A 15,530-nucleotide genomic window follows, 5' to 3' on the forward strand; every position below is an offset into this window, starting at 1 on the left:
GAGTCGGGGCTGACCCGCGGGGCGGCGCCGCTGCTGCGCGTCGGCCGCATCGCCGCCAGCGAATCGAGCTCCTCTGATTCGAGTCCTTCCGGGGGGCCCCCCCCCCCCCCCCCCCCCCCCCCCCACCCCCCCCCCCCCCCCCCCCCCGCCCCCCCCCCCCCCGGCCCCCGCGGGCGCGGCCACGGCGGCGGCGTCGAGGGCGCCGCGGTGGCCGCCTTCGACGGCGGCGGCCTTGCGCGCCTGGAGGGTCGCGGTCATCTTCTCGTGGATGTGCCGCAGCTGGGTCTGCTTGCGCGTGGCGTCGCCGATGACCCGCTCGGCGCGGCCGCGCTCGGACTCGGCCCGCTCGGCGGTGCGCTCGGCGAGGAGCCGCGCCTCGCCGCGGGCGCGGCCGAGCTCGTCGCCCATGGCCGCCACCAGTCGTCTGCGCCAACTGCTCATGGTCAGGCCCTCCGGTCTGTCGTGCTGCGCTCATCGCTGGGGGGCTGCCGCGGCAGGCGGTGCATCGCGGCGACGAGCACCGGCCCGATCGCGGCGGTCCGCGCCGCGTCGTCGCCCGTGCCGACGCCGAGCGTGCACGCCGAGGCGAGCGCCTCGGCCACGTGCACCGGCTCCGCCTTCGGCACCAGGGCGCGGACCTTCGCGAGGCACTTGTCGCGCAGGCCCGGGACGTCGCTCGCGTTCGGGTTGCGGCCCAGGTGCTCCGCGGCGAGGCTGCGCACCAGCGGCCACGCCAGGCCCGGGAGCTTCACGCCGGTCTCGGGGCCCGCGTCGCGCAGGCGCTTGCAGTACGCGTCGGCGTTCCCCTCGCCCGCGGCCTTGAGCAGCTCGTTGAACAGGCGCGTCGGCGGGACTTTCTCCGGGACGGCCTCGCCGTCGCGGTCGCACAGGTCGTTGACGCGGTCGGTCCACCACCGGCGCGGGTCCACCGGGGCCGGCGCCGCGGACGGCCCGGGACGGTCCGGCCCCGCGGCCTGGGTCGGGACGGCGCCGCCCGCGCCGATCGCGGCGAGGTAGTCGTCGAGGGCCTCGGCGGCCTCGCCGAGGCGGGTGCGGGCCGCGCCGAGGCGCTCGCGCGCGGCGCCGATCTTGTGGAGGCCCACTTCGGCGTTGGACTCGCGCGAGGCCTCGGTGAGCTCGGTCTGCGCGGCCTCGAAGCAGTGGTCGGCGGTGTCGAGCGCGGGCAGCGGGAGGTCGGCGGCGAGGGCTCTGAGGCTCCCGGCGAGGGCGGCGACGTCCACAGGGGTCTCCGTTCTAGAGGGTCGCGGCGTACGCCTCGGCCTGCTCGGCGGCGGCGAAGGTCGCGGCCAGGGACTGCTCCAGCTCCGCCGCGGCCTGCGCGAGCGCGGCCTGGGCGGTGGCGACGGAGTCGTGGCCGGACCCGGCGGTGACCGCGGTCAGGCCGCCCTGGGCCGCCTCGATGTTCTGGCTGGCGGCGGTGATGGCCGCCTGGCCGTCGCGGACCTGCTGGAGGGCGGCGGCGATGGCGGACTTGAGTTCGGCGACGCTCACGGTGGACACGACGCTTATTCTCGCGGAGATTCCGCCGACTTTCCGTGATGATGTCGCAACCCGGCGTGTCTGGTTTGTCGGATTCCCGACTGTCCAGTGACAACCAGTGTTGCTTTCGATGCATTTTTGGGTGGCGCAGTGACGTACCTCCCAACTACAGTGTGATTACCAACGGGGCCAGGTTCCCCTACACATCGACACCCGGGAGGCGACCGTGCCAGTGCAACGCACTTACGTCCTCGACACTTCGGTTCTGCTGTCAGACCCAGGAGCGTTCTCACGGTTCGACGAACACCACGTGGTCATCCCGCTCGTCGTAGTCAGCGAGCTGGAAGCCAAACGCCACCATCCGGAGCTGGGCTGGTTCGCCCGGGAGTGCCTGCGGCGCCTCGACGAACTGCGCGTCAAGCACGGCCGTCTCGACGAGCCGATCGCGATCGGGGACCATGGCGGTTCCATCCGGGTCGAGCTCAACCACGTCGACACCTCCGGCCTTCCGGCGGGGTTCGCCTTGGACACGAACGACTCCCGCATCATCGCCGTCACCAGGGCCCTCGGGCTCGAAGGCGCCGACGCGGTGCTGGTCACCAAGGACATGCCGCTGCGGGTGAAGGCCTCCGCGGTCGGCATCCCCACCGAGGAGTACCGGCACGGGCAGGCCGTCGACCCGACCTGGTCGGGGATGGCCGAGCTCGCGGTGTCCGACGAGGTCGTGGACGCGCTGTTCGACGGCGCCGACGTGGACCTCCCGCACGATGTGGAGCTGCCGTGCCACACGGGCCTGGTGCTCAACGGCACCAGCTCGAAGGCGCTGGGCCGGGTCACCGTCGACAAGCAGATCCGCCTGGTGCGCGGCCGCGAGGCCTTCGGCGTCCACGGCCGGTCCGCGGAGCAGCGCGTCGCCATCGACCTGCTGCTGGACCCGGACATCGGGATCGTCTCGCTCGGCGGCAAGGCCGGCACGGGCAAGTCCGCGATGGCCCTGGCCGCGGGGCTGGAGCAGGTCCTCGAACGCGAGGTCTTCAAGAAGGTCATCGTGTTCCGCCCGCTGTACGCGGTGGGCGGCCAGCAGCTCGGCTACCTGCCCGGGTCCGAGAACGAGAAGATGAGCCCGTGGGGCCAGGCGGTGTTCGACACGCTCGGGGCGGTCACGAACGACAACGTGATCTCCGAGGTCGTCGAGCGCGGCCTGCTCGAAGTGCTGCCGCTGACGCACATCAGGGGCCGCAGCCTCCACGACGCGTTCGTCATCGTCGACGAGGCGCAGTCGCTCGAACGCGGGGTGCTGCTGACGGTGCTCTCTCGCATCGGGCAGGGCTCCAAAGTGGTCCTCACGCACGACGTGGCGCAGCGCGACAACCTGCGGGTGGGCCGTTTCGACGGCGTCGCGAGCGTCATCGACGTGCTCAAGGGCCACCCACTGTTCGCGCACGTGACGCTTACGCGCAGTGAGCGTTCTGAGATCGCGGAGATGGTCACCAACCTGCTGGAAGGCTGACGGGAAAGCTCTGGCATGCTGTGTCCCGGGCGTCTGTGGACAGACGCCCGGGACACAGGAGTAGAGCGCATGATCCCACTGCTGACCCGCTACGGCGCCCGTCTGGCCGCCGTGCTCGTCCTCGCACTCGGGGCCGTCATAGCCGTCAACGCCGTGACCGACGACCCGTCGGAGCAGGACGCCCAGCACCCCAGCCAGGCCGCCGCCGAGCAGCAGGCCGAGGCCGAGGCCGCATACGAGGAAGTCCGCTACCTGCACGTCAACTACATCGACGAGACCGCCGGCGCGGACGTCGCGGTGAAGGCCGACGCCCTCGCCGACTTCGCCGCCGACCGGGCCGCGAGCCTCGACAGCGCCCAGGAGGACGCCGACCAGGCCGAAGCGGAGGCCGAGGCGGAGGCCGAGGCCAACGCGAACCCGACGTCCGTCGACATCCCGGGAAGCTGCTCGGACTACTCCGGGAACAAGGCCACCGGCTGCGCGATGGCGCTGGAGAACGGCCACGACCTGGAGCAGGTCGGCTGCCTCGTGGCCCTGTGGGACCGCGAGTCCGGCTGGAACGAGTACGCCGCCAACGGCATCGGCGCGTACGGCATCCCGCAGGCGCTGCCCGGCGACAAGATGGCCAGCGCCGGCTCCGACTGGGAGACCAACCCGGTCACCCAGATCAAGTGGGGCCTGGGCTACATCGAGGGCCGCTACGGGAACCCGTGCGGCGCGTGGGCCCACTCAGAAGACGTCGGCTGGTACTAGCCGCAGTGAACGGGGCGGGCGCTCAGGCGCCCGCCCCGTTCCGCACTCCCCCTTTTTCCTCTCCTCTCCCCCAGGAGCCCCCTGTTGATCCCGAAGCTGACCCGCCACGCCGCCCGGATCGCGGCGGTCCTCGTGCTGGCCCTCGGGGCCGTCATCGCGGTGCTCGCCGCGACCGACCGGCCCGCGGACGAGGACGCGAACCATCCGAGCAACGCGGCGGCCCAGAACCAGGCGGACGCGGAGGCCGCGTTCGACGAGGCGCGCTCGCACCACATGAACTACATCGCCGCGACCGCCGGGGCCGACGTCGCCGTCAAGGCCGCGGCGGTCGCGGAGTACGCCTCGGACAAGGCGCGGGGCCTGGACGACGCCCAGGTGGACGCCGACCAGGCCGCTGAGGAGGCCGCGATGAACAACAACCCGACGTCAGTCGAGGTCCCGTCGAGCTGCGGCGAGTACTCGGGGAACCGGGCCACGGGCTGCGCGATCACGCTCGAACGCGGGTACGGCCTGGACCAGTTCGCGTGCCTGGAGCTGCTCTGGAGCAAGGAGTCGGGCTGGAACGAACTCGCCGAGAACTCGATCGGCGCCTACGGCATCCCCCAGGCCTACCCCGGTTCCAAGATGGTCAGCGAAGGGGACGACTGGGCGACGAACCCCGTCACGCAGATCCTCTGGGGTCTGGGCTACATCGAGGGGAAGTACGGGACCCCGTGCGACGCCTGGGCGTACTCCGAGGCCGAGGGCTTCTACTGACCCGGTGCAGGTCTTGAGGTAGCCGCCGATGACGACGAGGGCGACGATGCCCGAGGCGATGGTGAGGCGCTGGAGGAGGCCGGCCATCTCCAGCCAGTGCGGCCGGGGCATGGAGAACCATTCGAGGACGTACGGCAGGGACGTGAACGAGAGGGCGGCGACGGAGAACCAGGCGCAGCCGATGACGAGGTTCGCGCGCTTGGCGCGTCCGGGTTCGGTGCGCCGCAGCCAGCGCCCGAAGGCGATGCCGAGGACGGCCATGATGCAGAAGGCGACGAACGCGGCGTAGCGGTGCACCAGGTGGTGGGTGGTGAACTCGGTGACGCCGTCGCGGTCGGAGGGGACGACGGCGACGATCGCGATGGCGGCGGCCCAGGCGAAGAGGGACCAGGAGAGCCATTTGGGGGCGCCGGTCTGGCGGGCCTGGAGGGCGAACGCGGAGGCGCCGAGGGAGAAGAGGCCGAGCGCGACGGGCAGGAGCCAGCCGAGCGGGGTGTACAGGTGGATGCTGATGACCTTGTAGAGCGGGTTGAGTCCCGAGGTGGCGTGGAGGACGACCATGGCGACCAGGCCGGCCGCGAGGGACGCGTTCCCGACGCCGATGAATCCACTGGGGACCGTCGCTGTCGCGGTCCGGTTCGCTGCGGGGGCAAAAGAAACCATGTGTAATAGCCTCTTTGTTTTGGGCCTCGGAATCAGTGACGCGGACACCCGAATCGCTCCCCCCGCCAGCACCCGGCCTCTGGTAGCGCCTGCCCTACCGCGGGCCGTCCTCCGCCGCTTGCTCCCGCCCGGTGGCGTCCCGCGCGGCGGGGGGTGTGCGAGGCTTGCGTGATGAACGAGTTGGCCGGAGCGCTGTCCCCGTACCTTCGCCAGCACGCCGGGAACCCGGTGGCGTGGCGCCAGTGGGGGCCCGCGGCCCTCGCGGACGCGGCGGCGCGGGACGTGCCGCTGCTGATCTCGATCGGGTACTCGACGTGCCACTGGTGCCATGTGATGGCGCACGAGTCGTTCGAGGACCGGACGGTGGCGGCGGCGGTGAACGACCGGTTCGTGCCGGTGAAGGTGGACCGGGAGGAGCGTCCGGACCTGGACGCGGTGTACATGCAGGCGACGATGGCGATCACGGGGCAGGGCGGGTGGCCGATGACGGTGTTCGCGTTCCCTGACGGGACGCCGTTCTTCGCGGGCACGTACTTCCCGAAGGCGCATTTCCTGCGGCTGCTGGACGCGGTGCACGACGCGTGGTCGGGGCAGCGGGAGGAGCTGCGGCACCAGGGCGCGGCGATCGTGGAGGCCGCGGCGGCGGGCGGCCCGGCGTTCGCGGACGTGACGGTGGCGTGCCCGCTGGACGGGCCGTGCCCGCCGGCGCCGCCGGTGCGGGAGTCGATGCTCGACCGGGCGGCGGAGGTGATCCTGGCGTCGGCGGACGCGGTGAACGGCGGGTTCGGGTCGGCGCCGAAGTTCCCGGGGGTGCCCTCGCTCCGGTTCCTCCTCGACGCGTACGTGCGGACCGGGGACGCGCCGCTGCTCGACCACGTGAAGCTGACGGCGGAGCGGATGGCGCGGGGCGGGATCTACGACCAGCTTGAGGGCGGGTTCGCGCGCTACAGCGTGGACGCGGCCTGGACGGTGCCGCATTTCGAGAAGATGCTGTACGACAACGCGGAGCTGTTGTGGCTGTACGCGCGGCTCTCCGGGGAGGGCGAGCTGTTCGCGCGGGTCGCCGACGAGACGGCGGCGTTCCTGCTGGAGCGGTTCTCGACGCCGGAGGGGGCGTTCGCGGCGGCGTTCGACGCCGACACCGAGGGCGTCGAGGGGCTGACGTACGTGTGGACGGCCGCGGAGCTGGAGGCGGTCCTCGGGGAGGACGCGGCGTTCGCCATGGGCGCGTTCGGGGTCGAGCCGGGGAGCCCGAACTTCGAGCACGGCGCGAGCGTCCTGGAGCTGCCGGAGGACCCGGTGGACGGGGCGCGGTTCGCGGCGGTGCGGCACCGGCTGCTCGCGGCCCGGCGGGAGCGCCCGCAGCCGGGGCGCGACGACAAGGTCGTGGCGGCGTGGAACGGCATGGCCGTCGCGGCGCTCGCGGAGTACTCCTCGCGCACGGGCCACCGCGACTCGCTGGTGGCGGCGGAGCGGGCCGCGGCGTTCCTCGCGGAGCGGCACCTCGGCGCGGACGGGCGGCTCGCGCGGGCCTCGCTGGGGGGCGAAGTGTCGGAGGCGCCGGGCATCCTGGAGGACTACGCGGCCGTGGCGCTGGGGTTCCTGCGTCTGGGAGGTGAGTGGACGGCGCGGGCGCTGGCGCTGCTGGAGCAGGTGCGCGCCCACTTCGGCGACGGCCTCGGCGGGTTCTACGACACCGCCTCGGATGCGGAGGCGCTGGTGACGCGGCCTGCGGACGTCCACGACGGGCCGACGGCCTCGGGCTGGGCGCTCGCGGCGGCGGCGCTGCTGGAGGCGTACGCGGCCACCGGCGACGCGTCGTACAAGGACGACGCGTGGCGGGCGGTCGCGCGGGCCGAGCCGGTCATGTCGGGCAACCCGCGGTTCACCGCGGGCCTGCACGCGGCCGCCGAGGCCCTGGTGCGCGTCCAGCGGGCCGACGGGGAGTCCTGAATCACCGGGCCGCCCGGGGATATCGGCTTGCCGGGCGGCAAGCACGGCACTTACGTTTGAGAGTTGTGAAGCCGAGCCCGCTGCGCCCTCCCCCGCCGTCCGAGATCCCCGCCGACCCGTGGCGCTACCTGCTGTTCGTGGCCCGGTCCCACACGGGCCTGGTCGCGCTGGGGTTCATCGGCCTGAGCATCTCGGGGACGGCGTGGGTGCTCCTGCCGTGGGCGATCGCGAAGGTCATCGACGAGGTCATCGCGGCCGGGTCCACCGCGCCGCTGCTGCGGTGGACGATCGTGCTCGTGGTCGTCGCGGTCGCCTCGTCGTGGGTGTTCATCGCCGGGTACCGGGCCCTGTTCCTGGCCGAGTCGCACGCGCGCGTGCGCACCGTCCGCAACCTCACCGACCACCTGAACCGGGCCGGCACGGGCGTGCGCGGCGCGGTCTCCCCCGGCGAGATGGTCAACCTGTCCACCGAGGACGCCCACAAGACCGGCTCGTTCATCTTCCAGCTCGGGTTCGGGTGGATGGGCGTGGTCATGCTCGGCGTCGGCACCGGCCTGCTGTGGAACATCGCGCCCGCGCTCGGCGGCGTCATCCTCGGCGGCGTCCTGTTCATCGGGTTCGTCGTCGGCCCCGTCCTCGGCCGCCTCCAGCACCACCAGATCGCCTACCGCGCCTCCGTCGCCACCCTCACCGGGCAGGCCTCCGACGTCGTCGGGGGCCTGCGGGTCCTGCGCGGCGTCGGCGGCGAGGACCAGTTCTCGCGCCGCTACCGGGCCGCCTCCGCGGACCTGCGCGACGCCGGGTACGGCGTCGCCCGCGCCGACTCGTGGGTCCAGGGCCTGCGCACCAGCCTCCCCCTCGCGCTCATGGCCGCCATCACCTGGGTCGCCGCGCGCCTCGCCATCGCCGGGACCATCAGCGTCGGCGAACTCTCGGCCGCGTTCGGCATGACCGCCCTCGTCGCCCAGCACTCCGGCGCGATGATCGGCATGGCGCAGGCCGTCATCGCCGCCCAGGTCGCCTCCCGCCGCCTCACCGCGTTCTTCGGGACCCGCAACGACATCGACGACACCGGCGAGGGCCGCGGCGCCCGCGGCGCCCTCCGCGACCCCGAGTCCGCGCTCGAAGTCGAGCCCGGACGCCTCACCGTCGTCGTCTCCGCCGAGGCCAAACCCGCCGAGGCCGCCGTCGAGCGCCTCGCCCGCTACCGCGAGTCCGGCGCCGAATGGGGCGGCACCCGGCTCGACGCCCTCGCCCTCGACGAGGTCCGCGAACGCGTCCTCCTCCTGCGCGACGACTACCTGTTCGCCCAGTCCCTCGGCGAGACCCTCCGCGTCGACGAGCCGAAGGCCCTCGCCGCCATCGAGGCCGCCTGCGCCGCCGACGTCCACTCCAGCCTCGGCTCCGACCTCGCCGGCGAGGTCACCAACGGCGGCCGCAACCTCTCCGGCGGCCAGCGCCAGCGCCTGCGCCTCGCCCGGGCCCTCGCCGCCGACGCCGAAGTGCTCCTCGCCGTCGAGCCGACGAGCGCCGTGGACGCCCACACCGAGAACCTCATCGCCTCCCGCGTCGGCGCGGCCCGCAAAGGCCGCACCACCGCGGTGGTGACGGCGTCGCCGCTGTGGCTGGCGCGCGCCGACACCGTCGTGTGGATGGTCGACGGGAAGGTGCGGGCCGCCGGCTCGCACGCGGACCTGTCGAAGCACGCCGAGTACCGTTCCCTCACCTCCCGGCAGGAGTCCCGATGAGCGACCAGACCGCGGGCCGCCTGCCCGTCGCCGACCGCGCCGCCATGTTCCAGGCGATCAAGCGGCTCGTCCTGGACGACAAGGCCGCGTTCGCCGGGGTCGTGGCCCTCTACGCGGCCGCCGCGGGCGCGGGCGCGGCCCTGCCGGTGATGCTCGGCGAGGTCATCGACGGCATCGGCGGCGGCTGGACCGCCTCGCGCGTGGACCTGGTGTGCGGGGTGATCGTCGCGCTCGTCCTCGTGCAGCTCATCCTGATGCGCACCGGCCGCAAGCTCGGGTACCGGCTCGGCGAGCGGGCCGCGGCGCGGCTGCGCGAGTCGTTCATCGACCGGGTGCTGCGCCTGCCGCTGGGCACGGTGGAGCGCGCCGGGACCGGCGACCTCGCGACCCGCACCTCCGGGGACGTGGGCGCGGTCGCGGAGCTGCTGCGCAAGACCGGCCCCGAGGTCGCGGTGTCCTCGATCGAGGCGGTCGTGCTCATCGCCGCCGCGTTCGTCGTCAGCCCCCTGCTCGGGGTCCTGTTCCTGGTGGGCGTGCCGACGCTGATCCTCACCGCCCGCCGGTACCTGCGCCTGGCGAGCCCGGTGTTCCTGTCCGAGCGGGCCGCGATGAGCGAGATCGCCGAGACCCTCACCGCGTCCGCCGCCGGGGCGCAGACCGTGGCGGCGTACCGGATGCAGACCGAGCGCGGCGACGCCGGGTACGCGCGCGCCGCGACCCACATGGACCGCCTGCGCGGGATCATCCGCCTCCAGACCTGGTTCTTCCCGTCCGTGGACCTGACGTTCCTGCTCCCGGCCGTGTTCGTCACCGTCGTGGGCTCCCTGTGGTACCTCGAAGGGTGGGTCACCGTCGGGCAGGTCGTGGCCGTCGCGATGCTGACGCTGCGCCTGGACGGGCCGGTGTTCCGCACGACCATGGCGCTCAGCGAGTTCCAGATGGGCGGGGCCGCGATGGCCCGCGTCGAGGGCGTCCACCTCATGCCCGACGAGGTGCGCGACGCCCAACCGGACGGCGCGGAGGTCCGCCTCGACGACGTGACGTTCGGGTACGGCGACGGCCCCGACGTGCTCCACCGCCTCAGCCTGCACCCCAAGCGGGGCGAGCGGCTCGTGGTCGTCGGCCCCTCGGGGGCCGGGAAGTCCACGATCGCGCGCCTGGTCGCCGGGATCGACAGGCCCCGTTCGGGATCGGTGACCCTCGGGGGCGTGCCGGTCGCCGACGTGCCGCTGGAGACGGTGCGCCGCAAGGTCATCCTGGTGACCCAGGAGCACTACGTGTTCACCGCCACGCTGCGCGAGAACCTGAACCTCGCGGCCCCCGAGGCCGGGGACGCGGCGCTGCTCGACGCGCTCGCCACCGTCGACGCCCGGTGGGTCGCCGACCTGCCCGAGGGCCTGGACACGATGCTCGGCGACGAGCACCACGGCCTGAACCTCGCCGAGGCGCAGCAGCTCGCGCTGGCGCGCGTCATCCTCGCCGACCCCGACGTGGTGATCCTGGACGAGGCGACGGCCGGGATCGACCCGGGCAGCGCCGGGAACGTGGAGGCGTCGCTGGCGGCGGCCCTGCACGGGCGCACCGTGATCGCGATCGCGCACCAGCTCCAGGCCGCCGAGTCCGCCGACCGGATCGCGGTCGTGCAGGAGGGGCGGATCGCCGAGGAGGGCACGCACGCGGAGCTGCTCGCGGCGGGCGGGGTGTACGCGGCGCTGTGGACGGCGTGGAAGGGCGTCGCGGCCTGAGATCTGATTCCCCTGATCGAAGGACATACGCGTAGCCGCGCCACAAAATACCAGTAATTCGCATTTACGACACTAAGGTGGTCTCCCGTACCCGCGGCGCTCCGGCGCCGCGCACCTCGATACGGGAGATCCCATGCCGCGCACCACTTTCCCCCCGCACGTCCGCAAGCACCGCTGGGCCGGGTACACGTACTGGTCGCGCATGACGTGCGCGGAGGCGCCGGTCCTGGAACCGGTGGTGCTCATCGGCGGCGCGCTGCACCGCAAGGAGGACTGGGGCCGCGTCGAGCAGGGGATGCTCGCGTCCGCCGACGTGCTCTGCCCGGACCTGCCCGGGTGGGGCGAGGCGGACCTCCTGCCGCCGTACCTCGGACCGGACGTCCCGGTCGAGTCCCTGGTCCGGCTCCTCGACGACCTGGGGATCGAGCGGGTCAACGTGTTCGCGGGCTCCTACGGGTCCTCGGTGGGGTACCGGATGGCGCAGACCCACCCCGAGCGGATCGGCCGGATGGTCCTGGCCGGGACGATGGGCGGCATCCCCCCGGAGTCGCGGCCGATGATGCGCGCCGCGGTGGCCCTGGCCGAGTCGGGCCCGCGCGAGCGGTTCGGCCCGGCCGCGATCGAGGCGCTCATGAGCCCCGAGCCGGACATCATCGGGAAGGCCGTGGTCCGCCGGATCATGTCGATGCGCTTCGGCTCCGCCGACGAGGCGGACCTCGCGAAGTTCATCGCGAACACGCACCGGCTGCTCTCGCGCCAGCTCATCGACCCGTCCGTGCCGCCCGCCGCGCCGATCCTGTTCACCACCGGCGAGCACGACAACCTGACGCCGCCCGCGCTGTGCCGCGACCTCGCGTTCACCTGCCCGGAGTCCTGGTACGTGGAGATCGCCCGCGCCGACCACCTCATCCACCTGGAGCGGCCCGCGCAGCTCGTGGACCTCATGACCCGGTACTTCTCCGGGGAGGACTTCACGGAGCTGCCGTACGCCACGGTGGTGGAGGACCTGCGCCGGGTCCCGGTGCACGCCTAGCGCACCGGGACCCGCACCGCCTACGCGGTGAGCTTGACGCGCCGCAGGAGCTGCGCGTTCAGGGCGACCACGATCGTGGAGGCCGACATGAGGACCGCGCCGACCGCGGGGCTCAGGGTGACCCCAACGCCCGCGAGCACGCCCGCGGCGAGCGGGATCGCCGCGATGTTGTACCCCGCGGCCCACCCGAGGTTCTCGATCATCTTGCGGTAGCTGGCCTTCGAGAGGCGCCGCACCCCGCCGACGCCGCGCGGGTCCGAGGACGCCAGGACCACCCCGGCGGACTCGATCGCCACGTCGGTGCCCGCCCCGATCGCGATCCCCACGTCCGCGCGCGCCAGCGCGGGCGCGTCGTTGACGCCGTCGCCGACCATCGCCACGCGCAGACCCCGGGCCTGGAGCTCGGCGACGGCCTGGTCCTTGTCGGCCGGGAGCACTTCGGCGAAGACCTCGTCGGCGTCGGTGAACCCGAGGTCGGCGGCGACCGCCTCGGCGACGGCGCGGGCGTCGCCGGTGATCATCGCGATCTTCTGCACGCCTTGGGCTCGCAGGTCAGCGATGGCCTGCTTCGCTTCGGGCCGGACCTCGTCTTCGAGGGCGATGGCGCCGAGGATCTTCGGTTCGCCGTCGTCAGCGGCACTGCCGAGGGCGACGAGGTAGAGGACGGTGGCGCCGCGGCCCGACCACGTGCCGACGTCCCCGGCCAGTTCCTCCGGGGCGGCGAGCTCCAGCTCCCGCAGGAGCGCGGGCCCGCCGACCGCGAACCGCTTGCCGTCCACAGTGGCTTCGACGCCTCTGCCGGTGCGCGAGCGGAAGTCGGTGGCCCTCGTGCCCTCGCCGTGCTCGTGCCCGTGGTGGGCGACGATGGCGCGGGCGAGCGGGTGCTCCGAGTCGGACTCGACGGCCGCCGCGAGGTGCAGCACCGTGTCCGCGTCGGTCCCTTCGGCGCCGCTGACGCCCGCGACGGTGTGCTCCCCCTTGGTGAGCGTCCCGGTCTTGTCGAACAGGACGGCGTCCACGGTGCGCATGCGCTCGATCGCGAGGCGGTCCTTCACGAGGATGCCGGCCTTCGCGGAGACGGCCGTGGTGATCGCGATGACCAGCGGGATCGCCAGACCGAGGGCGTGGGGGCAGGCGATGACGAGGACGGTGACGGTGCGGACCACGGCGGCGTTGACGTCGCCGAGGAGCGACCAGACCGCGAACGTCGCGATCCCGGCGCCCATGGCGATGTAGAACAGGAGCGCGGCGAACCGGTCGGCGAGGACCTGGCCGCGGCCGCGGGACTCCTGGGCCTGCGAGACGAGGCGCTGGATGCCCGCGAGGGCGGTGTCGTCGCCGACGGCCTCGATGCGCACGCGCACCGCGGAGTCGGTCGCGACCGTGCCCGCGACCACCCGGTCCCGGGGGCCGCGCGGCACGGGCCGCGACTCGCCGGTGATCATCGACTCGTCCATCTCGGCCTCGCCGTCGACGACCTCCCCGTCGGCGGGCACGCGGGCCCCGGAGCGCACCAGCACGACGTCGCCGAGGCGAAGGGCCGCGGCCGGGACGGTCTCGACCGTGCCGTCCTCGGCGACGCGCTCGGCTTCGTCCGGGAGCAGCGCCGCGAGCGCCGCCAAGGCCCCCTGCGCCTGGCCGATGGCCTTCATCTCCTGCCAGTGGCCCAGCAGCATGATCGTCACCAGCGCCCCGAGCTCCCACCAGAACTCCAGGTCGAAGAAGCCGAGACTGGTTGCAAGAGAGGCGATATAGGCAACGGAGATCGCAGTGGCGATGAGCAGCATCATCCCGGGCACGCGGTCGCGGATCTCCCGGACGCCGCCGACGAGGAACGGCCAGCCGCCGTAGAAGAACAGGGCCGTCCCGAGCACGGGCCCGACCAGCTCGATCCCCGGGAAGTCCAGTGTGTATCCGAACCAGCCCATCACCATGTGGCTGGTCGCCACCAGCGGCACCGTCAGCGCCAGGCTCAGCCAGAACTTCCGCCTGAACGCCTCCGGGTCGTGCCCGGCGTGCTTGTCGTGGCCGCCGTGGCCCCCGTGGCCGCTGTGCGCGTCATGGCCGCCGTGGGCGGCGTGCGCGCCGTGGTCCGCGTGGGCGTCGTGCGCCGCGTGCGCATCGTGCCCCTCCTGCGGCTCGGCGCGGTGCGCATCGTGCCCCTCGTGGTGTTGCCCCGCTTGGTGCCCGGCGTGCTCGCCATGTGCGTGGTCGTGGCCCCCGCTCACTGGAGGACCCCCTTCCGTCTCGTTCAGCAGTCGCCCGACTCTATACCCCCTGGGGGTATAGATGCAACCCAGTGAGGCGACTGGGACGACTCAGGGGGACGCCCCGGCCTTGGCCGCGGCGTCCCCCTGCCTCCCCTAGGAGCGGACGAACGTCAGGAGCGCTCCGTTCACTTCCTCGGCGTGGGTCCACAGCAGACCGTGCGGGGCCCCTTCGACCTCGACGTACTCGGCTTCGGGCACGGCCTGGTGGAAGCGGCGGCCGGTGGCGTCGATCGGCAGGATGTTGTCCTTGGTGCCGTGGAGGATCAGGGTCGGCTTGGCGGCGGCGCGGACGGCCTCCACATCGGCGCGGAAGTCCTCGATCCAGGAGGAGACGACCGCGTAGGCGGCGACCGGGGCCGAGCCGGTGGCGGTGTTCCAGTTGGCGGTGACGGCCTCCTGGCTGATGCGCGAGCCCAGGTTCTCGTCGAGGTTGTAGAAGTCCTTGTAGAACTGGGTGAACCAGGCGTAGCGGTCGCCGCGGGCGGCCGCGGCGATGCCGTCGAAGACCTCCTGCGGGACGCCCTCGGGGTTGTCGTCGCGCTTGACGAGGAACGGCTCCAGCGAGGCGAGGAAGGCGAGCTTCGCGACGCGCTCGTGGCCGTGGTTCTTCACGTAGCGGGCGAGTTCGCCGGTGCCCATGGAGAAGCCGACGAGGATGACCTCGCGCAGGTCCAGCTCGGTGAGGACGGCGTCCAGGTCCGCGGCGAAGGTGTCGTAGTCGTAGCCGGCGCCGACCTTGCTCGACTGCCCGAACCCGCGGCGGTCGTAGGTGATGACGCGGTACCCGGCGGCGAGCAGCTCGCGGGTCTGGCGCTCCCAGCTGTGCCCGTCGAGCGGGTAGCCGTGGATGAGGACGACGGGCTGCCCGGAGCCCTGGTCCTCGTAGTAGAGCTCGATCGGGGTGCTGTTCTCGGTGCCGACGGTGACGGTGCCCATGGTCTTCATCCTTTTCCCGATAGAGAACGGTCGTTCTCCGCTGATGCGGACTACTCTAGAGAACGATCGTTCTCATCGCAAGGGGTTCCCATATGATCGACGACACCGCGGCCCGGGCACAGGTGGTCGACGCCGCCGACCGGCTCTTCTACGCCCGAGGCGTGCAGGCCGTCGGGATGGACGCCGTCCGCACCGCCGCCGGCGTCTCCCTCAAGCGCATCTACCGCCTCTTCCCCTCCAAGGACGACCTCGTCGTGGCCGTCCTGGAGCGCCGCCGCGAGGTCTGGGACGCCGGCATCGCCGCCAGCGCCGACCGCGCCCCGACCGCCCGCGAGAAGATCCTCGCCGTCTTCGACTTCCTCGACGCCTGGTTCCGCGAACCCGACTTCCGCGGCTGCGCCTTCATCAACTTCTACGGCGAGCTGAGCGGCGGCGCCGAGGACGTCCAGCGCACCGTCCGCCAGCAGAAGGAGCACTTCGGCGCATACATGGCCCGCCTCGTCCACGAAGCCGGCGCCCCCGCCTCCCTCGCCCCCCAACTCGTCATCCTCGCCGAAGGGGCCCAGACCACCGCCGCAATAACAAAATCCCCAACCCCCGCCACCCAGGCCCGAGCAGCAGCCCAAACCCTCCTCGCCGCAGCCCTCGACTGACCGAAACCCC

General features: G+C 72.9%; 12 protein-coding genes and 1 pseudogene. 8 read left to right on the plus strand and 5 right to left on the minus strand.

What is annotated here, in order from left to right:
- Positions 1-443: 443 nt before the first annotated feature.
- Both ACFFXY_RS00005 and ACFFXY_RS00010 read right to left on the minus strand, forming a co-directional pair.
- Complete coding sequence (locus ACFFXY_RS00005) at positions 444-1,241, minus strand: hypothetical protein (protein WP_382344744.1); 798 nt, start codon at positions 1,239-1,241, stop codon at positions 444-446.
- Positions 1,242-1,254: 13 nt separating this feature from the next.
- Positions 1,255-1,521: a hypothetical protein gene (locus tag ACFFXY_RS00010; protein WP_219926995.1), complete on the minus strand. Its 267-nt coding sequence runs from the start codon at positions 1,519-1,521 to the stop codon at positions 1,255-1,257.
- Between the two features lie 184 nt (positions 1,522-1,705).
- Between ACFFXY_RS00010 and phoH2 the strand changes: the two genes are divergently transcribed.
- The 3 genes from phoH2 (at position 1,706) to ACFFXY_RS00025 (ending at position 4,519) form a co-directional block, all read left to right on the plus strand.
- On the plus strand, positions 1,706-3,010 hold the full coding sequence (gene phoH2, locus ACFFXY_RS00015) for an RNA 5'-3' helicase PhoH2 (RefSeq protein WP_382347306.1): 1,305 nt from the start codon (positions 1,706-1,708) through the stop codon (positions 3,008-3,010).
- A 69-nt stretch (positions 3,011-3,079) separates the two neighbouring features.
- Positions 3,080-3,763, plus strand: a complete 684-nt coding sequence (locus tag ACFFXY_RS00020; protein WP_382344745.1) for an aggregation-promoting factor C-terminal-like domain-containing protein — start codon at positions 3,080-3,082, stop codon at positions 3,761-3,763.
- Positions 3,764-3,847: 84 nt separating this feature from the next.
- A complete protein-coding gene (locus ACFFXY_RS00025; protein ID WP_382344746.1) occupies positions 3,848-4,519 on the plus strand; it encodes an aggregation-promoting factor C-terminal-like domain-containing protein in 672 nt (223 codons plus the stop codon).
- A 36-nt stretch (positions 4,520-4,555) separates the two neighbouring features.
- On the opposite strand, the pseudogene ACFFXY_RS00030 reads toward ACFFXY_RS00025, so the two are convergent.
- Positions 4,556-5,182: pseudogene (locus ACFFXY_RS00030) on the minus strand (DUF998 domain-containing protein); the annotation flags it as partial.
- A 171-nt stretch (positions 5,183-5,353) separates the two neighbouring features.
- On the opposite strand from ACFFXY_RS00030, the gene ACFFXY_RS00035 reads away from it, so the two are divergent.
- The 4 genes from ACFFXY_RS00035 to ACFFXY_RS00050 all read left to right on the plus strand — a co-directional run bounded on the left by ACFFXY_RS00035 (position 5,354) and on the right by ACFFXY_RS00050 (position 11,661).
- Complete coding sequence (locus ACFFXY_RS00035; RefSeq protein WP_382344747.1) at positions 5,354-7,135, plus strand: thioredoxin domain-containing protein; 1,782 nt, start codon at positions 5,354-5,356, stop codon at positions 7,133-7,135.
- A gap of 65 nt (positions 7,136-7,200) precedes the next feature.
- Positions 7,201-8,883 (plus strand): ABC transporter transmembrane domain-containing protein, encoded by a 1,683-nt coding sequence (locus ACFFXY_RS00040; protein WP_382344748.1) that lies wholly within the window; start codon positions 7,201-7,203, stop codon positions 8,881-8,883.
- Positions 8,880-10,628: an ABC transporter ATP-binding protein gene (locus ACFFXY_RS00045; protein WP_382344749.1), complete on the plus strand. Its 1,749-nt coding sequence runs from the start codon at positions 8,880-8,882 to the stop codon at positions 10,626-10,628. Before ACFFXY_RS00040 ends, ACFFXY_RS00045 begins: the two co-directional genes overlap by 4 nt.
- Positions 10,629-10,761: 133 nt before the next feature.
- A complete protein-coding gene (locus ACFFXY_RS00050; RefSeq protein ID WP_382344750.1) occupies positions 10,762-11,661 on the plus strand; it encodes an alpha/beta fold hydrolase in 900 nt (299 codons plus the stop codon).
- Positions 11,662-11,681: 20 nt separating this feature from the next.
- Here the strand turns inward: ACFFXY_RS00050 and ACFFXY_RS00055 are convergent, their stop codons facing one another.
- Together ACFFXY_RS00055 and ACFFXY_RS00060 are read right to left on the minus strand one after the other, a co-directional pair.
- Entirely contained in the window at positions 11,682-13,889 is a 2,208-nt protein-coding gene (locus tag ACFFXY_RS00055; protein WP_382344751.1) for a heavy metal translocating P-type ATPase, read from the minus strand.
- Positions 13,890-14,024: 135 nt separating this feature from the next.
- The gene (locus ACFFXY_RS00060) at positions 14,025-14,867 is read right to left on the minus strand and encodes an alpha/beta fold hydrolase (protein ID WP_382344752.1); all 843 of its coding nucleotides are present in this window, start codon (positions 14,865-14,867) and stop codon (positions 14,025-14,027) included.
- Positions 14,868-14,959: 92 nt separating this feature from the next.
- Here ACFFXY_RS00060 and ACFFXY_RS00065 point away from each other — a divergent pair, with 92 nt between their 5' ends.
- A complete protein-coding gene (locus ACFFXY_RS00065; protein WP_382344753.1) occupies positions 14,960-15,520 on the plus strand; it encodes a TetR/AcrR family transcriptional regulator in 561 nt (186 codons plus the stop codon).
- Positions 15,521-15,530 lie beyond the last annotated feature (10 nt).

It is taken from the genome of Glycomyces mayteni (genome assembly GCF_042428885.1).
Classification (GTDB): Bacteria; Actinomycetota; Actinomycetes; order Mycobacteriales; family Micromonosporaceae; genus Glycomyces; species Glycomyces mayteni.

Excerpts from the sequence above, each read along its gene's own strand:
- ACFFXY_RS00050 (WP_382344750.1), top strand. The coding sequence starts at position 10,762 with ATGCCGCGCACCACTTTCCCCCCGCACGTCCGCAAGCACCGCTGGGCC.
- ACFFXY_RS00060 (WP_382344752.1), bottom strand. The coding sequence starts at position 14,867 with ATGGGCACCGTCACCGTCGGCACCGAGAACAGCACCCCGATCGAGCTC.
- ACFFXY_RS00045 (WP_382344749.1), top strand. The coding sequence starts at position 8,880 with ATGAGCGACCAGACCGCGGGCCGCCTGCCCGTCGCCGACCGCGCCGCC.
- ACFFXY_RS00065 (WP_382344753.1), top strand. The coding sequence starts at position 14,960 with ATGATCGACGACACCGCGGCCCGGGCACAGGTGGTCGACGCCGCCGAC.
- ACFFXY_RS00020 (WP_382344745.1), top strand. The coding sequence starts at position 3,080 with ATGATCCCACTGCTGACCCGCTACGGCGCCCGTCTGGCCGCCGTGCTC.
- ACFFXY_RS00035 (WP_382344747.1), top strand. The coding sequence starts at position 5,354 with ATGAACGAGTTGGCCGGAGCGCTGTCCCCGTACCTTCGCCAGCACGCC.